Genomic DNA, 23,224 nt, shown 5'->3' with positions numbered 1-23,224 from the left:
AAAAAGCCTTACTCTGGCATTCCGAGTAAGGCTTTTATTTGGTTATTAAAGGTATAGCAGTAATTACTTCTATTCGCGAAAAATTCGTTTAAAAATAGCCAGTAATATAACGAAATACAGTAACAACCAAATCTGAAAACTACCGCCGCTATTGCCTTTGACTGCACTATCGGAACCAGTATTGGCACTCGACTCCCAAAACCAGAGTTTGGGTAATTTTACTTTTTCAGGATCAACTCGAATCGTTTCAGGCGCTTTAAATGGTACGGGTGTTATCATTCTGGCTTTGGCGTGCTCATTTGCCGAAACACTCGCTGCATTATTGATTGTCGGTTGAGCACCAGGTGGTGGACTCACTAAATTTTCAGCAATGGAGCGACCATCCGTCGCCTTAATTCTCAAAACAAAATCCCACTCACTTAACACAACGCTGCGACCTTGATCTTGTGGATCAAACTCAAAGCCACCAAATCCGGAAGACGGTGACAGTTCTCGAGCGACGATCAACGTATTTTTTGGATCGGCGGGATCAATCATCCATAAAACCGGAACCCCTTGGTCATCCACACCTTTTAAATATAACCCACCTTGTAAATCCGACGAAATACAGGTGTAGCTACTTAAACCATGAGGGTAACCCAAGCTTGCAGCCAAATCAGGATCACCTGGCCAAATGAGCTCCGCGACACCATTAGCATTAAGTCGAACCGCGTTAGCATTTCGATTGGTCACTAAAACGCGATCTTGCTCGTCTGCTTTAACCACATCTGGGTTATCCACTATTTTTTGATCCGAAGCGTCCAATCCACGACTGAATATCGACTGGCTACCACTCGAAGGTAAGTAACGTATGATCGTGTCAATCGTGCCTTCTGGAAAGCCTGGAATAATTGACCCTCCACTCCCAGAGCTAAACATCACATCACCATTACTAAGGACTGCTGCACCATCAATGTCTGTTACATAAGAAACCATTCGATCCACACCGTTTTGGTCTCTTACGATACTTTCATCATCAGCATCGACAGTTAACACAAACGCTTCTTCGATACTCGTCACGGGAGGTAGTCGAAGTAATCCGGAGTTACTCGACGACGAATAAATATTGAAGTCATCCCCCACCGCAACAAACCAAGCGTTGTCCAAACCACCGTCCCTAACCGCAACAAAAGTTTCAATAACGTCCCGAGTATCCGTATCGAGAACAGTTTTAGTAATCGTGCCATTTGAGTGATTTAAAGAGTACAAATGGCCGTCGTTATCAAAGGTTACATCGGAAGAGCCTTCGATACTGTCAACCGCTTTCGTTGCGATCACTTCTGCTTCAAGTCCAGGTGCCAAGAAGCCCGGCAATAATGACGTTAACGAAATATTCAAGTCAGTACTTTGCCCATCAAGAGCGGTTACTTGCGTATTAAAATCATTAAAGTTAGGGAGTGTTGCGACTACATGATAGAGTCCAGCTGGAACGGTAAATGAAAACGCACCATTAACATCAGTCGTTTGGGCAGCATAAGCTTTGTTTCGTAATTTTACGGTAACACCCGACAATAAATTCCCTTCATTGTCACGAATCACCCCGTTCAATGTTGCAGTGCCTAAATTTGTTTGAAGAGTCGAAAGAAGCGCTTCACCATCGGTACTGAAAATACGAACAACTTTACCCCGAGCGTTGGCGACATAAATGGAATCACCATCACTCGAAATAGCACCGTCTGTTCGGTTTGACGCTTGTCTAAATGGATCGCCATAGCCAACCATGACTTGACTTCCATCGGGAAAATAGGCAAATACTTCGGCAGATGCGGTATCTTGATGATAGACAATACCGTCAGGGCTGCTGCCCAATCCACCTTCCATTAAACCACTAGCGGTCACTGGCGAGGTATTGCCCTCTTCATAACTGCCGTCTACGTTATGAATTAAAATTTTGCCTTGACCGGTGAGTGAATGAACATTGCCTGCACCATCAATTGCCATTGAAGCCAGTGCTTTAAAACCGACACCGGTTTCTGAAGAGCCCTCACTGAAACGTGTGACCGCCTGATAATAGCCATCATTTTGGTCCACTTCCCAAATCGTATCAACGCCTAAAATATTCTTTCCGTAATCACTGTTGGCGACCATGAGGCGCCCTTTTGCACTTCCATCATCAACGATTTGTACCGCTTGCACCCCGGGTAAAATTGAGAACTTTCTGTACTCATCGATATCTCGATACCATACCCCTAACATTAAACTGGAAAGTCCGAAGTAAAGGACACTCCCGTCGCTGTTAAATGCAATACCTCGACCGAAAAAGGGAAACTCTCGTGCATCACCATTGGTAGGATTGATGATTTGAATGTTAGTTTCCACGCCACTGCTGATATACAACTCACCCGTTTGAGGGTCAATCGCGATTTGCCGAGGTGCAACGATGGGCAGTTCGCCCATACCCGTTGCCGAACCATCGTACACAATTTCACAATCTAAACCCTGGCGTAACTCAACAACTTCCCCCTGTTCAGTGCATTCTGAAAAAACGGATGCCGAGTACATCGCCATGCATACTCCAACAAGAAAAATTTTGTTTAGAAGTTCCATGACACACCTCCCCAAATATTTCTGCCACTCATTTCACCGACACCTTTCAATATCTGGTCATACTCATAATATTCGACATGTTCATCATCGAGTGCATTGTCCAGTACCAAATAGACATTTAAGTTATCAAATTGCTTCGGTCTAAAATGCAAAGCCAAGTTGAGATTACTGTAAGACTGCTGATTTTCTCGAGTAAAGTTTTCACCATCTGGCGCTACATTACCCAGCACAAACTCACCATCATCCGTTTTACCAATGTACTGGAATGCAACATCTAGCGAAAAACCATCGGCAAACTGCCAAAGACCACCAAACTTAATGGTATGCTCCGGTGTAAAAAAGGTTTCACCCGGTACACTATTGAGATCTTTGGGGTTAACAAATCGATAGCTTCCATAAACTTTGAGCTTCTCCATTGGAAACCATATGACACTGGCTTGAATGCCATCACTTTCAGCTTTCGACAAGTTTTGAAAGGACGTCGTAGAAATTAACAATCCCTCATCGGTAATCAATACATCACTTAAAATACCACTGTCTGGATTACCAATGATGGCATCGTATTCTTCATGAAATAATTCAAGCGTAAGCTGAATGTTATCGGCTACCATTGTGGTATACGTAATATCGATAGAGTCGATGGTTTCAACATCCAACTCAGTATTACCTCGAAAATTAACTTGTTGATTTTGATTGGGGACTGGCAAATCAAAGCGAGTGAAAAGCTCGAACAGGCTTGGTGCACGAAACGCTCTTCTTACGGTGCCTCGTATACTGTCGCTTTCACTTAGCGCATATTGTAAGCTGGCGTTATACCCCACGTCGGTCCAGGTTATCGAGTCAACATCTTGCCGAACACCGAGTCCCAATATCCATTTTTTATCCATTCGCAAAGTAAAGTTTCCAAACACTGAGTTAATGTCTTTTCCACTGTCATCGACGATTCCTCCTCGATTATTAATGTCTCGTTTTTCTACTCCCGCAACCCAGTTAAAGTCACCTTCCATTGCATTACCAACAAATTGAAAGTAGAAGTTTTCGGTTTCAACTTTACCGTAGAAAGGGTTCGTGTTATCGCGAATAGGAAAGAAAAAGCCATTATCCGATGAGGTTAATGCTTCTTGCTCTGAGCGAAGAGGTACCAGATCCGTGATGTATTCAAACACGTTCCGATACAAGGAAAACTGAAACGATGCCGTATCACTGAAGTACCAATTGAATGTGCCTTGATAATTATTGGTTTCCACCTCCCAGTCTTCTCTTGGCAAGCCCGGTTGTTGAAACAACTCCATGATGCCATGACTTCGACCATGTGATATTTTAATGTTCATATCATCCGATAGATTGAGCAATCCAGATAAGTTGACCCGACTCATATCGTCTAAGCTTTTGTTATCATTCAAATCAAAATTGACACTGCTTGGTATCCGATTAAAACCTTCAAAAAAAACATCCGATTGGATGCTTTCATTTTCTTGCAACGTATAACTTAATTTCAAACTAAACCAATCGTGTTTGGTATTCGCAGCAACCGTTGTGTATTGCGTTCCGTAATCACCACCATGAACCCGAGCAACATTGACATTTTCTGCATCAGGTTGCTTGGTAATAATATTAATTACGCCGGAAAATGCGTTGGCACCAAACAGCGCCGAAGCAGGACCTCGCACCACCTCAATACGTTCAATATCGTCAACGGATATTGGAAAAGCATGCCATAGCGTCACTCCGAACAGGTCGTTGTATTCTGTTCGGCCATCAATCAGAACCAGTAACCGACGATTAAAATTAATTCCCTTACCTCGTATAGAAACTTCGGTTTGAGAGCGACCTATTCTCAATACATCAATTTCTGGGAGTCTGGCCAATATATCTGGAATATTATCCAATCCACTGTCTGCAATTTCCTTAGCGGTGATAACGGAAATAGGGACGGGAGATTCACTTAGTTTTGACTCCGAACGAGTGGCTGACACAACTTCGATATTAAGCAAGGCCTCTAGAGAAATATCACCTATTTCTTCAGTTGCGGATTCGGAAAGTGAAACGGATGGGACGAGTAGAAAAGCAAAGACGAGCAAACTCAAGATAGAAATCCTGAGAAGGTTATTGGGATGCATGCCTCCTCCTTAACTCCTGCATTTGTTAATTGATTACTCTTTACGAGCGTTTAAACAAGGAGAAACATCTTAGGGTATAGAGCAGGAAGTGACTGATTACAAGCTACTTTATAAATTTTCAATAAATAAAAAACAAATAACTCATAAGCCTATACCTTGTGCTTATTTATGAGTCATATTAAAAGATCGTTTTTGATGGCTTTTAGAGATAACTTAATCCACCTGGCGTCAATTATCTCTCATACAATCAATAATCTTTCGATGATTAAAACTTCCAGTTAAAAGAAACTAACAAACTACGTCCCACTTGCGGTAAAACGGAATTGTGGAAACCCAGTGAGCGATTATTAAAGTCATTACCTGCACTCGCCGATTCCACTCCTGGGTGGTAATACTCTTTATCCGTTAGATTACGCACTTTGAACGCCACTTCAGCTTCACCAAAGTTGTATATCATATTGAAATCAAACGTTGTATAACCACCGGTTTCCAGTCCTTGCGCCCGAAGTGGATTACGCGAATAAAACTCACGGCTGGATACAAAATTTGAGCGCAAATTATAATTCCACGAATCACCTACTGGTAAGTTCACACCGACATTGAGTTTATGGGGTGCAATATCACCTAGCTCCGAAGACACTTCATCCCATGATGCAGTGTCATGGTTATAGGTAATGCTGGATTCAGAATCAGTATAAGAGTAATAAATATAACCTGTGATTTTATCCATCCCTCCTAAAAAACTGTCGAAGCTAAACTTTCCATGATATTCGAGGCCAATCACATCTCGCGTACCCGCGTTTTCAGCTTCTTCTTTTATCACATTTTTGTACTCCGCTTTATATAAGGAAACACTGTGAAGAAATACGCCCGATTGTAAGCTGTAAACCACTTCAATATTTTTGGCGGACTCAGGCTCTAGATCAGGATTCGCCTGACGACCACTCCAACCTCCCCATAACTGTAGCGGTGCGGGTTCTTGAAATGCTTCGCCATATAGTAGCTTCAGGTTTTGCCCGTCGGCTATGCGGTATATCGCTGAGGCTCTCGGATTGACCGAACTGCCATACAAGCTGTTTTTATCATAGCGAACACCTGCATTAATTCGCCATTGTTCAACATCATAAATCGTCTGAATATAAATGCCTTTATCGGTCGTATCCGCTAGGTTTTCTTCCGGCATAATATCAAGTGAATTGGGTTGTAAAATGTATTCGTCTCGAGAGCTGTGAATCACACCTCGCCCTTGACCATCAATACCGCCATCATCAGTGTACGAAGTACACAAAACACCGATCCAATAGCCGCAAATATCATAGGCTTTGGTCAACGTTTTCCATTCCATTTTCACTCCACCATTAACCCGCCATTGATCCGATAATTGATAGTCATAATCCTGCTTGAATAACCGACTGGAGTTTACCGAGTTCCAATCTGAAATGCTTACGTAACTGAAATCTTCCATACCCGGATTCCAGTCTGGCGTGGCTTCAACCCAACCACCCCAAATTCGGCTGTCTCGTCTCAACAACAGTGATTTAACCGAAAAAGAGTCCCACTGCTTTTTGTGCTCTAACCACCGCTGAGAAGAGGAATTATTCCAACTTTGATTGGGAATTGTTCGGTCAAATGCATAATAAGGCCCGTAACCTTCTTTGGTTTCCCATTCAGAAAGCGCAACGGTGATATCACCCAGTTTTTGATCGCGGAATTGCATATCAAAGTAGGTACTGTTGTTAACAGCGCGATCCGCATATTGCGAATAAGGAACGTTACGAAACGATAGATCCAAAATCGGGCCCCACACGGTGTCGTTTTGTATCCAGTCGAGCGTAGTAAAGCCCCAAGGCGCATAATCGTCTAAATCGGGGTCATCGCTGAAAAACTCTTTCAGTGCAACATTGAAATAAAGCTCTCCGAGCTGAGCGCCAGCAGCAATGTCAACCGCTTGAGTATCAAAGCTCCCGTATTGCACACTGACATTCGCATAATTAGAGCCTTTATCTCTCACATTTTTAGTAATTAAATTAACGATACCCAAAAATGCGTTCGGCCCATAAACAGCACCTGCCGGACCGTAAAGCACTTCAATGCGTTCTATGTTATTCATCGAAAACTGCCGAGAAACAACCGCAGCTTGGCTCCATAAATTATTATCCACTTTTCCATTGATTAAAAATAACGTTCGTTGAAGAAATGGAGTTCGATATCCCCGCTGATAACTGATTAAGTAATTGGTACCGTTCGTAACCATATTATCGAAGCCTGGTAAATCCATAAACACTTCGGTTAAATCGGTATAGCCACGCTGACGAATATCTTGTGCGGTTACAACAACCATCGTTGCCGGTGCATCACTTAGACTTTCTTCAATACCGGAAGCAGAAGATACCTTAATATTCATCAGATCTTCTAAACTCAACTCAAGCAGAAAGTCCTCTTCTGCCTTCCCAACTATTGAAGTCATCAGCAAAATGATAACGAGATAGTTTCGCATAAGCGCTCCTGAATTTTTACTTATTAAGTACAGTGCGACTACTATTTATGAAACGATTTTCGACTAAAAAATACCTTTGTGTTAAGACCGTAAAAGTTAAGCAACGGTTAACTCTTTAGAAGCAAAAAAGTAGTACTTCTCAGGAATTCGAATTCGCGTGCTAAAACTACGAAAGTCCTGAGAACCATTGTCCTCACCTAATACAACTTCAATGGAACCACCTTCTTTTTCAAGAAACCGCTTAACCGCATCCATTCCAACACCGCGCCCTGAAACATCAGTTACCGCTTCAGCCGTGGAGAATCCTGAACCAAATATCAGATCAGCAATCTCTTGAGCACTTGGGTTATCGTCTTTGCTAAAAATTTCTTTTTCTATCGCTTTCTCGTAGAGTTTTTTCAACGCGAGTCCTCTTCCGTCATCTGATACGATTAAATCAAGATAATTTTGTTGAGCTTCAACTTTGAGTTCTATATTTCCGTGCTCGGTTTTACCTTTTTGCTTTCTTTCTTCTGCTGACTCAATACCGTGATCAACTGCATTTCTAAACACATGCATAAATATATTGTTTAACATGTTGTGCGCATCAACTTTTATAAACGCGAGATCACCCGTAATGTTGACTTGAGGTTCTGGCTTACCAAGTTGTTGAGATAAAGAGACGGTCGACTCAATAACATCTTTTATGACCTTGTTAATTGGCTTAGCCTCAAATTCGAGTAAGACTTGATACGCCTCTGTTAAACATTGTTTAATATCCTGACTTAAACTGGAAGTATCAATCTGATGCATACTTTCAAGAATGCCTGCCAATCGTTTTCGATCCACAGATGCCGTTCCCATATCAGTGCCTTTGGTATCACGTCCTAGCTTTTTCTGGGCGACGTCTTCGTAGCGCTTCACATCTTCTTCAGCCAATGCAAGCTCCTCGAGCAGTTCTTCGGGTTGCCAACTTTTATCAGCATCTTTTCTTAATTCATCGTAGGTTGACTCAACCTCATGAACCGAGTTGGTAATGTAGCTAAAGCCGTATGTTCTGGCATTACCTTTTACAGTATGCATATTACGGAATAAGGTTGCGATCACATCTTGATCTTTATTGGATGTAGACTCAATCAATTGGCGACAGTCGCTAATGAATTTGTAGGAAGTAGCAACAAATTCGTTAAATTTACCAGGCTCCACACTGAGTATATGGCCGATAATTTCCAGCTCTTGCTTCTGAGCTTCTGCTTCGGCTTGCAACGCCTTTAGCGCGGTTACATCGCGTACAGTCACCATGATCTTATCGATTTCACCATTCAACACAATGGGATCCCAATCCAACTCGAGAATTTTCTTAATTGAATTATCACCATTAACCAAATTAAACTCGGTGGGTAAAAGGTGAGAATTAAATTCAAACATCATTTCATCGGAACCTAATAACGATTCCACTGCTGTTTGAATTTGATCAAGTCGATCGCTGCCCAAATCACTGTGCTTAAACAAAAGATCCATAAAGTTGCGTTGCGCAATCTTTTTTGTTTCCAGTATATCCTCTAGATAAGCGGCGTACTCATGATGCACAATGCCACCTTCCATAACTGTGAATAAACCTTGATGCATGTTCTGCATCATATTCATAATATCGTTGGTCTTTTCCTGCAGCTCGGCGGTGCGTTCTTCTACTTTTTGCTCCAAGGTTCGGTTTTGCTCTTCAATCACTTCGCGCATACGAATATTTTTAATGGTAATAACGAGTAAGCGAGCAATAGAAGACGCAAATTCATAGTCGCTGTCTTCAAAATGTACCTGTCCAACTTCACCGGAAAAATTCATTACCCCAATCAATACATCTTTATCCAAAAGCGGAATACACAGCAGCGCTTTAGGATGGTCATCATGAGCCGACTGAACAAACGTTTCATCTTCAGCAGTATTCGGTACGTATACGATTTGTTTGCTTTCTGCCGACTGCCCTAAAATGCCCTGCCCTAATTTGAAAGTGGTCGGTTTAAAATCTTTATCCATTTTTTTCGGAGGGTAAAAACCTTTAACTTCTAACTCATCGTTACTGTTCATTAAAAATACCGACCCCTGACTGACACCACAATGTTCGTGCATTGTTTTCAGCGCTTCTTCCAAAGCCCGGTTTTGGTCCAGCAACGACGCTAACACTTCCCCTGTGGCATTCAAAGTTGCCAAATCTTTCATTTTCTTATTTATGGTACTGCGCATCGACTCAAAGTTATTGGCCAATACGCCGACTTCATCATCGGACTTTACATCCACCGCAGAGCTATAGTCACCACTGGCAATGGTTTCTGCTGCAGAGGTCAACTGGTTTAACGGGCTGGTAATACGGTTTGCCATGGTTCGCGTTGCATTGAATCCACCACCAACAGCAAGAATCCCCACACCGAGAAGAATGGCAATGGTCTTAATAAGAGCCTGTTTGGATGCTTCAGCTTCCTCAGCCAGTTGCTGTTTCATGGTTTGAGTAGTAAATCCATAACGCAATAAACCCAAGACTTCATCATCTATGACAACGGGCGATACAAACTCATACACTTCATCGCCATTCCATTCCACAATTTTAAACTCAAACGTTTCCAGTGCTTGCGCCCATAAGCTGGTTTCATCTTCCAAAGTTTCACCCGGCGTTATAGTGCCTTCCGGATTTTCTTCCGTCGCATACACCCAAGGTTGTAAGTCAATGTCCATATAAATGCCATAAACGATATCATTATCGCTTTCAACCGTGCTGGCAACCAGGTCCTGCACCGCACCAAACGCATTGTCTTCCACCATACCGGTTAGGGCCTGACTGTTGTTTTTGACCAACGTCGAGCCTTTCGCGATCAATGCACTGCGAATGCTTTGTTCGGACTTAGCACGGTTTTGTTCCGACTCAGAAAGACTCATGTAGGAAACGAGCGATAACACAATGGTAAAACTGATAATGAACATCCAACTGACTTTGGTTATCAGCTTTATTCGAATACTTTTAAATTTCAAAGCGATATCTCCACTTAACCATAGCCATCCGCATCAGGCGATGCCTCGATATAATTTCTTATAGTAGCTTAGTTTATAGAATCTCGTTTTTCATGCAGTTCTTAAAATAGCTGCTAGTATATTTTATAAAGCGTACTTCAAGCGCCTCTCACTAAGATTAGCAAAATGATTGACATTATGATGATTTTTATTGGGCTAGTATTCGGCGCCGCAATCACCGCAGCGTGGATGTATCGTATTAATAAGCAAAAGCAGATTGAATTTGAACAGAAGACACAACAAATAAAACAGGATTGCGATGATGATTTATCGGAACAATTAAATCAGCAAAAGAACGAATATTTATCTCAAATTGAAAACCTCAAACAGTCACTACACAGCTCTGAAGCAACCTACAGACAACACATTGCAGAGCAAGAGCAGTCCTTTAACGATCAGCAAGCGAATTGGCAAAAACAACACAATGAGCTGACAACCCAGCACCAGCAACAAGTGAACGAGTTATTACTGCAGGTCGAAAAAATCAAAGGTAACTTATCGGATTTGACAGATTTATTGGTCACTTTTGAGCGTTGGCATGAATCGCTAAGCCAGTTAATGGAGCACAACCGACTGATGCATCAACAAAATGAAGCCTTTTTTAAAATTGTAAAACAAATTGTCATACTGGCGTTAAATGCTGCAATAGAAGCCGCTAGAGCAGGAGAGTTTGGGCGTGGCTTTGCAGTTGTCGCCGATGAAGTACGGTCATTAGCCATGCAGTCGCAAGAGCTAAGCGAAATTTACCGCGAGAACCTGAATAAAAATGATCTGCTGACGACGACCACTTTTCAGGATATTCAAGCTTGCGGCAAAATGATTTTAACTGAAGTAAATGCGACCTCTCAGCTCGCAAAGTCCATTGTCAATCAGAATCAATATTAACGCGATGACCGAAACTGAGTTTGAACGCTACTTAAATAAAGAGTTTTTGGCCAGTTTTAAACTGGCCATGCAAGAAGCCATTGCCGACGGTGACTGGGATTTTCGTGAGCGCGGTGAAATAGACCATAAAAAGTATCCACAATTTATTGTGTTAACGGTCAGTTCACACTTATTTCGTATCATTTTCACATTTCACTTTAATTTGTCGTCAGAATGTCAAAAATTTGTCGCTACGGGTCTAAAAATTGGTAATGAAAAATTGGGAAATGACAAAATCTACGACTATCTTTGTGAAATAGGTAATACCTTTTGTGGCGCTTTCAAACGCAACCTGGGCTCGCTAATACCCAGTTTAGGAATGTCCACACCCAATATTTTGGATGACTTTTGCTTAAAATATATAGAAGACATCAACGTTGTTGGAAAACAGTCCGTTGTTTGTAAGCTTGCCGGGCAAGAGCTTTTCTGTGCCAGCTATTACCTGTGTGCAAAAGAAAAGCCCGATATCGAAGTCAATGAGTCTTACCTGCAAAGCAGCGAACAAACAGAAGCAGGTGAAATTGAGTTTTTCTAAAATTATCTCATTTCCGCTATGTTGCGAGATGATTAACCGAATTATTAGAGGTCACAAATATGAATCAAGACCAGCTGACCAGTAAAGTACTCATTCATGAAGTTGATTCTTCTGTGGAAGCAAAGCTCAAAGTCTTTTTTGATACTCATCACTTAACCGGATTGAAAGAAAGCCAGGTAAGCGTACTCGAAATATTTAACCGAAACACAGACTTGGGCGCTGCATTCTTATGTGAGTCACCCGATAAAAATCAGGTCGGTGGCCTTGAGATCGGCAAAAAACTTCATGAAATTCGACCCGAAGTGCCGATATTTCTAAGAGTCAACCAATCGGACTTTGAAGTTCCCGAAGAGTACCAGCACTATTTTGCTGGCACTTACCATATCGATGATGAAGAAACCCTCACTCAGCTTGTTCAAAAACATTTATTCAGTGAACACTACCCCATACCTTTAATTCGAGGCATTCAACAAATCTCTCAGGACTCTTTTCAGACCGCTATTGAAAACGTAACCGTGACAGTGGATCCTCCTTACCTGGTTAAAGATCAAATCATTTATGGAGAGCTGTTCAGTTTAATACCGCTCGAGAGTAATTGGTGTCGTGGTTTTATGATGTTACAAACCACCGAAAAAGAGATAAAAGAAATTATTTCGACGGGTAAAACAGGCCTCATAACCTCCGACCCATCATTTCGTGATGTAAACCATATACTCAGCGAAGTGACCAATATGATATGGGGCTCTATTAAGTCGAAGTTTTTCATTGAAGACGAAAGCAGCTCAGCAAGTGACATAACCAATAGAATTCATGTACCGATTCTGGTAAATCATGCGCATCACTTTATTTCGTTTGGCTCGAGTGAACCACACTTATGCTTTAAATATGTGGTTAAAGATAACGACAACTCGAAACCTGATTTTACCATTTATCAAAAGTTGATATTTAATCTCAACTGGCAACCTGAGCTGTTCAAAGAGAGTGAACAGGCCATCGATGATATGGTAAACGCAGGCGAACTCGAGTTTTTTTAGCGAACATCTTTCAGGTAGAGGAAAAAAACTATGGCACAAATACTGGTAGTAGATGATTCAGCAACTGTACGTAACGAAGTAGGCAGCTTCCTGAAAGGTCAGGGGTTAGCGGTAGAAACTGCAGTAGATGGTAAAGATGGCCTGGATAAATTAAAAAAAGACTCCGGTATTAAATTGGTAATATCGGATGTCAACATGCCTAACATGGACGGGTTAACTATGGTTGAAAAAATTCGTGGCGAGTTAGGCAATGCCTCCGTCAATATTATCATGCTAACAACCGAAAGCGACCCACGAATGAAAGAAAGAGGTAAAGCAGCTGGCGTTAAAGGCTGGATAGTAAAACCTTTTAATGGTGATGCGGTGATAGGCGGCATCAAAAAAATGATCGGGGCCTGAACTCTCGATGCAGGCATAGTTGAAAATAAAACGAGGCTTAGTATGAAAAGGTTTGTTTATTTGCCGCTTCTCTTGCTCGTTCTGATGCCAATCCCCATATTGGCAAAAGACCTCTTTGTATTTATACCAAGTGATGTAAGAGCCACGGCGATCCAGGAAGATATTCAGGCAGCTTGCCCGAATATATCAGTCACCGTTTTTGGTCGAGGAAAAGATTTTCGAAAACAAGTCGAAGAGTCTAATCCCGATGCCATATTATCGTTAGTGCCGGTTATCGAACGAAGTAGCACTTACAGTACCATTATGCGAGGGCAACACAACGGAAATGTCGAAGAAGACTACGTTCTGGTTTCCATCGATACACCACTTGAGGTAAGCAAGCTGGACGGTAAAAAAATAGGCGTGGTGGATCTGCTGGGAAGAAAACCTATGGGTGAATTTATTTCCCAACTCTTTCAAGCCGACATTAAAATAAAGAGAGTTACCAAGCAGGAAGATCTTTTGCCCCTGCTAACCTTTAAAAGCGCTGATGGTATCTTTATTTCGGAACGCACCTACGCAGAACTCAAAGGCAAATCTAACCTTAACCTGGTTGCAACCCGGCTCAACATTAAAATTGGCCTTGCCGGTACGGCACTATCCAACAAAGCCGCAAAAGACGAGTACATCTCTTGTGTAAAAAAATTCAGTAAAACTTTGAATGCAACATTAGGAGTCGACCAATGGCAATCACTCTAAACTCCATGACCCAATACAAACGTGTATTCTTGGGGCTTGTTGCATTCACTTGCCTTATTACTTCAACGAAGGCGATAAGCAGTGAAGGCAACGCTCTTATCCTTACCGCGAAAGGCGAAGCCTTCTCGCAAGTTGTTGCTGGGATTACCGGCGATATAGAAGACGAATTAAGCTTTCATACCGTAGAGCTGGAAAAATCTTCATCGGTTTCGGATATTGAAAAAGCAATGAAGCAAAGTAAGCCCAAGGTTGTTATTTTGATTGGTAACAACTCCATCAACCTTTACTCTGCTTATCAGAAGAAAAATCCGAACGCTGAGTTCCCACCCAGCATTGCATTAGCGGCATTATTTATCGATAAGTTCATCAGCGACTTAAAAAATGCTTCCGGTATCCGTTACGAAATCCCTGCAGTCATCAGTCTTGTCAATATGCGAACTCTCGTCAATAAACCTCTAAAGTCTGTTGGTGTGATTCATCGTCAATGGATGAGCACTTTGATTAATGAAAACAAACAGTACTTGAAAGCTGAAGGTATTGACCTAGTGGCCATTGAGCTTCCGAATAAAGACAAAAACATGGACAAAAAGTTGAAGTCAGCCATAGAAGAGTTAAAAGATAAAAAAGTGGATGCCATTTGGGTTCTCAATGACAACGAGTTACTCAACGGTAAGTCAATTGGTCAACTTTGGATTCCCTTACTCAGTCGCTCAGAAATACCGGTATTAGTCGGTGTAAAACCGCTGCTCAATACCAAGTTTAACTTTGGTACATTTGCCATAGTACCGGATCACTATGCGCTGGGTGTTCAGGCCGCATCCATTCTGTTTGAATTGATGGACGAAGATTGGGATATGGGGGAACGCGATATATCCCAACCCATATCAGTGAAAAAGATTGTCAACGTATCGGTACTGGAAAAGAAGTCCATTCCCTACCATAAGAGTAAACTTCAGGAAATGGATGAAGTGATCCAATAACCCTCTGTTCAATGATTAAGGGCGCTTTCTGCGCCCTTTTTTAATTTGCTAAAATTAGGTTCTGATTATCATTAACGCTGTTAGCAGTTAAGTCTTTAGCAGCTAACTGCGAATACAGTATGCTACTAAACGTTACACGGTCTTAATTACTTATCATTGATGCGACGAACTTTACAAAAATCGAATATTTCGAAGACTAAAAATGCACCAATTTCAGATTAAACATTAAAAGTCATTGCTGTTCTGTACTCTCCCTTTTTATTACGTTTGTTCCACATTAATCACCACTTTTCCCCGTGCGTGTCCTTCGCCTAAATATCGCATAGCATCAGGAACTTTATCCAATGAATAATGCCTGTCAATAGCTAGCTTGATATGGCCATTCGCTACGAGCTTTAAGATAAACTTCAAATCCTCTTGGTTTGACTTTGCAGCAAGACAACGTATTTTCTTAGAGCCAAATGACATCATCCAACCCAATAAAATAGACTTAAAAATCTGTGTCAAAGCACCACCAACCGTGACAGATATGCCGTTCGGATTTAAGATTTTCTTATAATCGGAAAGCGGGCGATTCCCGTTAATGGCTAAAATGAGATCGTAACTTCTGTTGCATTTGGTGAAATCCTCTTTTGTGTAATCAATGACATTGTCCGCACCAAGAGACTTTGCTTGCTCCACATTTTTCGTGCTACAAACGGCAGTGACTTCTGTATGGAAATATTTGGCGAGTTGAACGGCAAAGCTCCCAACGCCACCTCCGCTACCGACAATCAAAACCTTTTGTCCTTTTTGAATGTTGCCTTTGTCACGCAATGCCTGAAGCGCCGTTGTCGCTGCAAGAGGCAAAGCCGATGCTTCTTCGAATGATATCTCTACAGGTTTGAGTACAAGTGCTTCTTCAGGAGCCACAGCATATTCCGCGAAACCGCCAAACCCGTAATCAGAAAGGTCTCCGACTACTGCATCCCCAACCTTAAATTCTCGAACTTCTTTCCCGACCGATTCCACTCTACCTGCTATAGCGGCTCCTAAAATCTTTTTCTTTGGTATGACTCCCATTCTCACCGAACGGTAATCCGCCGCATTGACTGAAACCGCAAATATTTTTATCAATACTTCCTTATCGCTTGGTTGTGGCTTTTCAATATCACAGTAAACGAGCTTGTCAGGTAAACCTTTCTTGTTATATACCACTGCTTTCATTTATCCGTATCACCTAATTTGATTCTTCTTTTTCTATCCGTCTTATTATAAGAGGAGTGTAGTCAGTGGCGAACTGAGCGCGCATGGTAATGGACCAGTGATCATCGGTATTCGATAGCTGATCATTTCAAAACCAATCAGCCTATTGCAATTGGAGGGTCTATAAATAATTTATCCTGAGGGCTTCCAAACCAATAGCCTTGCCCGCCTTTCACGCCGAGCTCCAATAGTCGACTCCATTCCTGCTCCGTTTCAATACCTTCAGCCCACACTTCAAGATTCGCATGGCCTGCAGAAGTAATTAACGCTTGAATAAAGAGTTCTTTTTCCTGTTGTTCATTGATATGACGAACAATGGATTGTCCCAATTTTAATCGGTGTAAAGGTAACTCAGTAATATAGGAAAGATCCGCATTGGGGCTTCCTACATGCTCAACACACCAACGAAAACCGAGTTGAGCAATTTGTTCCATAGGCTCGCGAAGCTTTTGTAACGAGCGACAGGCTGCAAACTCACTTATTTCAAAAATAACGCGTTCTTTAATATCATGACTGGAAGAAAGTTTCCGCAATAACCAAGAGAGAAATTTTTCATTCATTAAACTGTCGGAAAAAATATTGATCGATAACTCAATATCGGTAAATTGTTCCCCAAAGGAGAGTTCTTTAATTGCCTTATCGATGATTAATCGATCAAATTCCGCAGACAAACCACATCGATTCGCCATAGGTAAAAAAACGGATGCTGCGATCATTTTACCGTTATCTTCAACCCTGGAAAGCACTTCGTAACTGAGCCTATCCGGTTGTTCAGTCGAAACCTGAGACTGAAAGAACAAAATCACGTTTCGATTATCAAGAATATGTTGTAAAAAGGAACGCCACCGCACGCCACCTTTGATCATGTCTTTTGACAGATACTTAGGCGTATACATATGAATGCGGTTTTCACCTTCCAGCTGCGCATGACGTAGTGACATATCAGCACTGGAAAGCACATCATAGGCAGTATCTCCGGATGAAAAAAAGGTTATTCCAACACTGATAAAGTTATCTTGCAAACTTCCACGATCAAACACACTTCGTTGCAAATCGCGTACAATTTTCTGACATTGCCGCTTTACTTTATCCGGAGCATGCTCCAACGTTAGTAGTGCGAAATCGACTCGGCCACGACGCGCAACCCAACACAAATCTTCTTCATTTGAAAAGTGATAAAAAAAGTCTCCAATAAGTCGAATATACTGATTAAACTTTTGCCTTTTCTCATGATACAGATCGAGCAAAGGTTCAAAAGAAAACAACACTACTGCGCCGTGCATGGTTTCACTATCGGTATTTAAATGCACTTCCAGCTCTGCATCGAAGTATTCGCGATTACCTAACCCGGTTAACTCATCAACGAAAGAATGTTTACGCAATCGATTGGACAACTCAGCCTGCTGCTCTTTGCTTTGATGATACTCATTCAATAATAAATTTATCGCCAGTTCTGAAATCGTTGAGTTTTGTACTGAGCCATTAAAGCTTTTTGGATCAAAGTTACCATTTAATATTGCGTTTGCCTTTTTTTCCAAGGTCAATAACGGTTTCAATATCCATATTGCGCCCGCAGAGCCAATAACCAGCGATAAAATCGCAAGAAACTGATACATAGAAAATGGTGGTGATGAGGGTTGGAAAAAGGAAGGGTTGATATCAATATCCAAGTAAGCGCTACGTTCTAGTTGCGCAACCAATGGTATTCGAAAGCTAAAACTGTGCTGCGGCAAATTCGACTTGGCAAAGTTTTCTAACAGCTGCTCATTTTGATATAAACGAATGGCACTGATGGCTTTATCAGCCGACAGTTCTAAAATGCTGTGCTGTTGCTCTGATGAATTTTGCCAACCCAAGCCCTCAACTTTTTGTTGAAGCCTTAAATGCTGCCTTTCCAGCCATTGGCTTTGTTGTAACAGGGAATGCGCTAACTCTTGCTGATTCGCTTTATATATAAAAAAATACGTTACCGAAAAGACCAATAACCAGAGAATAAAAACACGAGTAATGATTTGTCTCATAATGCTCTGCACTTCCATATCCAAAATTTGAGATTTTGCCTGATAAAGACAATTACTTTTTATAGCTTAGACCATATATTATACAAGGCGTAAAAATCCGATACTTTCTCTGAAGCTTTTCTAAATGATCGGGTTGCGTCCTGGCGTTTCATCGTCCTGAATTTAGATGTAAAAGGAGCAAACACTGCTCCTTTAAATTTGAGTAGATAATTAAACTCTAGAACGGAATATCATCATCAAAACTTTCGCTAAATCCACTGTCTGCTGGCGCTTGCTGTTGTGGTGCTTGTTTTTGACTTACGTTTTGTTGTGGCTGACCGTAACTTTGTTGTGGATTATAATTCTGTTGAGCCGCTCCTTGATTGTAAGAAGAGTCGCCACCCGCTCGTTGACCACCACCCAACATTTGCATCACGCCGTTTATATCGATAACCACTTCTGTAGTGTAACGATCTTGTCCAGACTGATCTTGCCATTTCCGCGTTTGCAATTTGCCCTCCAGATACACTTGCGAGCCTTTGCGCAAGTATTCTCCAGCCACTTCAGCAAGCTTGCCAAATATCACCACTCGATGCCATTCGGTTTTCTCTCGTGGCTCACCGGTATTACGATCTTTCCATTGCTCAGACGTTGCAATGCTTAAATTTGCAATCGCTCCACCGTTTGGGGTGTAGCGGATTTCCGGATCATTACCCAGATTACCTACAAGAATAACTTTATTAATGCCTCTACTGGCCATCGATGTTTTCTCCTCTACGGCTTTCAACCGTATTTTCAGTACTTTACGATTTAAATCTTTGCTTTTAATTGTTGCAGTGCTGCTTCATCAAACTGCTGTGAGTCTACTTTTAAATAGACGGCTCCTGCCTCGGGCAGAGCAACGGCTTCCGCGACACCTTCTATGGCGTGAATGTCATCTAATAAGGTCGCTAAGCTATCTTCATCGGCTATATGATGAACTGTGAAGGTATACGAGGTCAATCGTGGCGGCGACTTTAACCCAAGCCCTGCAACGGCCCAAAGAACTGCCAAAATGGCTCCCGCACTATAAGTACTTGATAAGCCATAAGTTTGTACCAGCCAACCCGCAATCGGACCGCCTAACGAAGCCCCAAGAAACTGACTTGTCGAATACACTCCTAGCGCGGCACCTTTTGCTGAAGCGGGCGCAATACGTGAAATAAGCGATGGAAATAAAGCCTCCATGACATTAAAGCCGGCGAAAAACATGCCCAATAACAAAATTAATGCCCATAAAGGATGATTAACCTGACCGACTGCAAGCTCTAATACCGCAATGAAGCACATGGTTAGCACCATCACCCGTCGATGCTTCCACCCTTTTTCGGCCCAAATGATCAAAGGCACCATTAGGATTACCGCAATAACCATAACCAAGAGATAGAGCCATCCGGCACTAAAACTGAGCGAAAGTTGCTGTAACTTAACAGGAAAAGCGACAAAAAAAGCCGTCAGCAGGAAATGCAGCGCAAATATACCAAAATTAAGGCGCCATAACTGAGGATGAAAAAAAATGCCTTTGATTTGTCCTTTCGCTGCAATGGCATCGCGCTGTGCGTAGTGGTTCAGCGGTGTCGGTGTCCAATAAGTGATCACAAACGCCGCAACAACAGCCAGAAGTGCAGTAAACCAAAAAATACCCGAAAGACCCGCCACTTCTCCAACAAATGGCCCTAGAAACATGGCCAGCGTGAACGCTGCACCGATACTCATTCCAATGGAAGCCATCACTTTGCTTCTGTGCTCATCGCGTGACAAATCCGCAGCCAATGCCATTACCGCACTCGCAATCGCGCCACAACCTTGCAATAAGCGGCCAATGATAACGCCAACAATGTGATCGGAAACGGCTGCAATCACGCTGCCAACGGCAAACAAGATAAGACCGGTAAGAATGACCGGTTTCCGCCCAAATTTATCCGACAGTCGCCCAAATGGAATTTGAAAAATAGCCTGAGTCAATCCATAGGCACCAATGGCCAGCCCAATGAGTAGTGGTGTTGCACCTTCTAGCTCTTGCCCCAATACCGCAAAAACAGGCAGTATCATGAACAACCCCAGCATACGTACGGCAAAAACGGAGCTGAGCGACAACGCAGCAGTCTTCTCTACGGCGTTCATGGCACTGGATTGTTTTGGGTTTTCCATATTATGATCGGCGGCTTGATTAAATTTATACAACATTTGCTCTGTGTGGACCCAACTTGGCTTCAGGCCAGATTTCAGCTCACACAAAAAGGCGGCCATTATACACTATGGAAAACATAGAAGTACGGGGTGCACGCACCCATAATCTGAAAAATATTAATCTGACCTTGCCACGCGATAAGCTGATTGTTATCACTGGATTGTCTGGTTCAGGTAAGTCTTCACTCGCCTTTGATACTCTGTATGCTGAAGGTCAGCGTCGCTATGTAGAGTCGCTATCGGCTTATGCGCGTCAGTTTCTGTCCTTAATGGAAAAACCCGATGTCGATCATATCGAAGGCCTGTCGCCAGCGATTTCCATCGAACAAAAATCCACGTCGCATAATCCACGATCAACAGTGGGTACCATTACTGAAATTTACGATTACTTACGGCTGCTGTTTGCCCGAGTCGGAACACCCTATTGCCCAGATCACCACATTGCACTCGAAGCCCAAACCGTTTCACAAATGGTTGATCTGGTTCTGGCACAAAAAGAAGGCACTAAGCTGATGTTAATGGCGCCAGTGGTACGTAATCGTAAAGGAGAACACGTTCAATTATTTCAAGAGTTACAAGCGCAAGGGTTCGTGCGAGCACGAATCAATGGTGACGTATATGAATTGTCAGCACCTCCCAAATTAGATTTACATAAGAAACACACCATCGAAGTGATCGTTGACCGATTTAAAGTGCGCAAAGATTTACAACAACGTATTGCTGAATCGTTCGAAACGGCACTGGATCTGGCGGAAGGGTTGGCGCAAGTGCATTTTATGGACGGTGAAAAAGACGACCTATTATTTTCTGCAAAATTTGCTTGCCCAGAATGTGGCCACAGTTTAACCGAATTGGAGCCACGACTGTTTTCATTTAACAATCCGGCAGGTGCATGCCCGGAGTGCGACGGACTCGGTGTCGATAATTTTTTCGATCCGGACCGGATCATCCACAACCCAGAGTTGTCACTCGCTGGCGGTGCCATTCGCGGATGGGACCGACGAAGCGTTTATTACTATCACATGCTGAAATCACTAGCAGAACACTACGGTTTTGATATTGAAGCGCCTTTCGAGTCTTTGCCGAAAAAAATTCAAAAAACAATTTTATACGGAAGCGGTCGTACCTCTATCGAATTTAACTACGTTAATGATCGTGGCGATATTTATGTTCGCAATCATCCTTTTGAGGGTGTGATCCCGAACATGGAACGTCGCTACCGCGAAACCGAGTCGCAGGCCGTTCGCGAAGAGTTAAGCAAATACATGACACACCAGGCTTGCCCTAGCTGCGAAGGCACTCGACTGCGAACCGATGCGCGCAATGTTTTAATTAAAAAGAAATCGTTACCCGAAATCACTCACATGGCCATTGGCGAAAGCCACGAGTATTTTGGAAAGCTCAAATTGACCGGAGCCAAAGGCAAAATCGCCGATAAAATTTTAAAAGAGATTCAAGCACGACTAGGCTTTTTAGTGAATGTTGGCTTAGAGTACTTAACTTTGGAGCGCAGTGCAGAAACTTTATCGGGCGGCGAAGCACAACGTATTCGTCTCGCCAGTCAAATTGGCGCCGGCTTAGTGGGAGTCATGTATGTACTCGACGAACCCTCCATTGGGTTGCATCAACGCGATAATGATCGCCTACTCAAAACGCTCACACACTTACGCGACCTAGGCAATACCGTTATTGTGGTAGAACACGATGAAGACGCCATTCGAACCGCCGATTATATTGTGGATATTGGTCCGGGTGCGGGTGTGCACGGCGGTGAAATTGTTGCTGAGGGATCGCTCGATAAAATTTGCAAGTCACGTAAATCGCTCACCGGAAAATACCTTTCCGGTAAAAAAGAAATAGCCATTCCAAAAGAACGAAACGCATTTGACTCTGAAAAAACCTTTAAACTGTTTGGCGCACAAGGCAACAATTTAAAATCGGTAGATGTTGAAATCCCGGTCGGATTGTTCACCTGCATTACCGGTGTTTCTGGTAGTGGAAAGTCTACGCTGATCAACGATACTTTATACCCTATTGCTGCAAGACTATTAAACGGAGCCGAATCGATTTCACCTTCCGCCCATTCGCATCACCAAGGCATCGAACATTTCGATAAAGTTGTGGATATTGATCAAAGTCCCATTGGTAGAACACCACGATCCAACCCCGCCACCTATACAGGTATTTTCACACCGATTCGTGAGCTATTCTCCGGCACGCAAGAAGCCCGTGCGCGCGGTTACAAGCCCGGTCGATTCAGCTTCAATGTAAAAGGAGGTCGCTGTGAAGCGTGCCAAGGCGACGGGGTAATTAAAGTAGAAATGCACTTTTTACCCGACGTTTACGTACCTTGCGATGTGTGTAAAGGAAAGCGTTACAACCGCGAAACGTTAGAAGTCACCTACAAAGGTAAAAACATTCACGAAGTATTAGACTTAACCGTGGAAGATGCTCGTGAATTTTTTGATGCTGTACCGGTCATTGCTCGGAAACTGCAAACGTTAATGGATGTTGGCTTGTCTTATATTCGACTAGGCCAGGCGGCAACAACGTTATCGGGTGGTGAAGCTCAACGTGTTAAATTATCGCGCGAACTCAGCAAGCGCGATACTGGAAAAACGCTTTATATACTCGATGAACCGACAACGGGGTTGCATTTCCAAGACGTTAATCAATTGTTAGCCGTACTGCATAAACTACGTGACCACGGCAACACCATTGTGGTTATTGAACACAACCTTGATGTGATCAAAACCGCGGATTGGATTGTCGACCTAGGACCGGAAGGCGGTAACAAAGGTGGTGAAATTATTGCGGTGGGCACACCAGAAGATATTGCGAAAAATAAAAACTCTCATACCGGTAAGTTTTTAAAGCCCATGTTACAGAAAAAGTAAA

General features: G+C 42.6%; 15 protein-coding genes. 7 read left to right on the top strand and 8 right to left on the bottom strand.

What is annotated here, in order from left to right; genetic code table 11:
* Positions 1–69: 69 nt before the first annotated feature.
* The 4 genes from ACTUJY_RS05135 to ACTUJY_RS05120 form a co-directional block, all read right to left on the bottom strand.
* Entirely contained in the window at positions 70–2,586 is a 2,517-nt protein-coding gene (locus tag ACTUJY_RS05135; RefSeq protein WP_463614990.1) for a carboxypeptidase regulatory-like domain-containing protein, read from the bottom strand.
* A complete protein-coding gene (locus ACTUJY_RS05130; protein ID WP_463614989.1) occupies positions 2,574–4,673 on the bottom strand; it encodes a TonB-dependent receptor plug domain-containing protein in 2,100 nt (699 codons plus the stop codon). The genes ACTUJY_RS05135 and ACTUJY_RS05130 overlap by 13 nt, the downstream gene beginning before the upstream one ends.
* 298 nt (positions 4,674–4,971) lie before the next feature.
* Positions 4,972–7,203: a TonB-dependent receptor plug domain-containing protein gene (locus ACTUJY_RS05125; RefSeq protein ID WP_463614988.1), complete on the bottom strand. Its 2,232-nt coding sequence runs from the start codon at positions 7,201–7,203 to the stop codon at positions 4,972–4,974.
* Positions 7,204–7,299: 96 nt separating this feature from the next.
* Entirely contained in the window at positions 7,300–10,203 is a 2,904-nt protein-coding gene (locus ACTUJY_RS05120; RefSeq protein ID WP_463614987.1) for a GAF domain-containing protein, read from the bottom strand.
* 165 nt (positions 10,204–10,368) lie between these two features.
* Here ACTUJY_RS05120 and ACTUJY_RS05115 point away from each other — a divergent pair, with 165 nt between their 5' ends.
* The 6 genes from ACTUJY_RS05115 to ACTUJY_RS05090 are packed head-to-tail and all read left to right on the top strand — an operon-like array spanning position 10,369 to position 14,852.
* On the top strand, positions 10,369–11,127 hold the full coding sequence (locus tag ACTUJY_RS05115) for a methyl-accepting chemotaxis protein (RefSeq protein ID WP_463614986.1): 759 nt from the start codon (positions 10,369–10,371) through the stop codon (positions 11,125–11,127).
* Positions 11,105–11,701 (top strand): hypothetical protein, encoded by a 597-nt coding sequence (locus tag ACTUJY_RS05110; protein ID WP_463614985.1) that lies wholly within the window; start codon positions 11,105–11,107, stop codon positions 11,699–11,701. Before ACTUJY_RS05115 ends, ACTUJY_RS05110 begins: the two co-directional genes overlap by 23 nt.
* Before the next feature lie 59 nt (positions 11,702–11,760).
* Positions 11,761–12,735, top strand: a complete 975-nt coding sequence (locus ACTUJY_RS05105; protein ID WP_463614984.1) for a chemotaxis protein CheX — start codon at positions 11,761–11,763, stop codon at positions 12,733–12,735.
* Between the two features lie 30 nt (positions 12,736–12,765).
* Positions 12,766–13,134, top strand: a complete 369-nt coding sequence (locus ACTUJY_RS05100; protein WP_463614983.1) for a response regulator — start codon at positions 12,766–12,768, stop codon at positions 13,132–13,134.
* 42 nt (positions 13,135–13,176) lie between these two features.
* Positions 13,177–13,872 (top strand): hypothetical protein, encoded by a 696-nt coding sequence (locus ACTUJY_RS05095; protein ID WP_463614982.1) that lies wholly within the window; start codon positions 13,177–13,179, stop codon positions 13,870–13,872.
* Entirely contained in the window at positions 13,857–14,852 is a 996-nt protein-coding gene (locus tag ACTUJY_RS05090) for a hypothetical protein (protein WP_463614981.1), read from the top strand. The genes ACTUJY_RS05095 and ACTUJY_RS05090 overlap by 16 nt, the downstream gene beginning before the upstream one ends.
* Before the next feature lie 261 nt (positions 14,853–15,113).
* On the opposite strand, the gene ACTUJY_RS05085 is transcribed toward ACTUJY_RS05090, so the two are convergent.
* The 4 genes from ACTUJY_RS05085 to ACTUJY_RS05070 form a co-directional block, all read right to left on the bottom strand.
* The gene (locus tag ACTUJY_RS05085; RefSeq protein ID WP_463614980.1) at positions 15,114–16,058 is read right to left on the bottom strand and encodes an NAD(P)-dependent alcohol dehydrogenase; all 945 of its coding nucleotides are present in this window, start codon (positions 16,056–16,058) and stop codon (positions 15,114–15,116) included.
* 137 nt (positions 16,059–16,195) lie between these two features.
* Positions 16,196–18,118, bottom strand: coding sequence for an EAL domain-containing protein (locus ACTUJY_RS05080; protein ID WP_463614979.1), 1,923 nt, complete (start codon positions 18,116–18,118; stop codon positions 16,196–16,198).
* 217 nt (positions 18,119–18,335) lie between these two features.
* Complete coding sequence (locus ACTUJY_RS05075; protein ID WP_463614978.1) at positions 18,336–18,857, bottom strand: single-stranded DNA-binding protein; 522 nt, start codon at positions 18,855–18,857, stop codon at positions 18,336–18,338.
* Positions 18,858–18,907: 50 nt separating this feature from the next.
* Positions 18,908–20,323: an MFS transporter gene (locus ACTUJY_RS05070; RefSeq protein WP_463614977.1), complete on the bottom strand. Its 1,416-nt coding sequence runs from the start codon at positions 20,321–20,323 to the stop codon at positions 18,908–18,910.
* 71 nt (positions 20,324–20,394) lie between these two features.
* Between ACTUJY_RS05070 and uvrA the strand changes: the two genes are divergently transcribed.
* On the top strand, positions 20,395–23,223 hold the full coding sequence (uvrA, locus tag ACTUJY_RS05065; RefSeq protein ID WP_463614976.1) for an excinuclease ABC subunit UvrA: 2,829 nt from the start codon (positions 20,395–20,397) through the stop codon (positions 23,221–23,223).
* Position 23,224: the final 1 nt, after the last annotated feature.

Source organism: Pleionea sp. WD8-19 (assembly GCF_055326765.1).
This window is presented reverse-complemented; position numbering and strand designations above follow the sequence as displayed.

Excerpts from the sequence above, each read along its gene's own strand:
- ACTUJY_RS05095 (WP_463614982.1), top strand. The coding sequence starts at position 13,177 with ATGAAAAGGTTTGTTTATTTGCCGCTTCTCTTGCTCGTTCTGATGCCA.
- uvrA (WP_463614976.1), top strand. The coding sequence starts at position 20,395 with ATGGAAAACATAGAAGTACGGGGTGCACGCACCCATAATCTGAAAAAT.
- ACTUJY_RS05100 (WP_463614983.1), top strand. The coding sequence starts at position 12,766 with ATGGCACAAATACTGGTAGTAGATGATTCAGCAACTGTACGTAACGAA.
- ACTUJY_RS05135 (WP_463614990.1), bottom strand. The coding sequence starts at position 2,586 with ATGGAACTTCTAAACAAAATTTTTCTTGTTGGAGTATGCATGGCGATG.
- ACTUJY_RS05070 (WP_463614977.1), bottom strand. The coding sequence starts at position 20,323 with ATGTTGTATAAATTTAATCAAGCCGCCGATCATAATATGGAAAACCCA.
- ACTUJY_RS05080 (WP_463614979.1), bottom strand. The coding sequence starts at position 18,118 with ATGAGACAAATCATTACTCGTGTTTTTATTCTCTGGTTATTGGTCTTT.
- ACTUJY_RS05075 (WP_463614978.1), bottom strand. The coding sequence starts at position 18,857 with ATGGCCAGTAGAGGCATTAATAAAGTTATTCTTGTAGGTAATCTGGGT.
- ACTUJY_RS05115 (WP_463614986.1), top strand. The coding sequence starts at position 10,369 with ATGATTGACATTATGATGATTTTTATTGGGCTAGTATTCGGCGCCGCA.
- ACTUJY_RS05090 (WP_463614981.1), top strand. The coding sequence starts at position 13,857 with ATGGCAATCACTCTAAACTCCATGACCCAATACAAACGTGTATTCTTG.
- ACTUJY_RS05105 (WP_463614984.1), top strand. The coding sequence starts at position 11,761 with ATGAATCAAGACCAGCTGACCAGTAAAGTACTCATTCATGAAGTTGAT.
- ACTUJY_RS05125 (WP_463614988.1), bottom strand. The coding sequence starts at position 7,203 with ATGCGAAACTATCTCGTTATCATTTTGCTGATGACTTCAATAGTTGGG.
- ACTUJY_RS05085 (WP_463614980.1), bottom strand. The coding sequence starts at position 16,058 with ATGAAAGCAGTGGTATATAACAAGAAAGGTTTACCTGACAAGCTCGTT.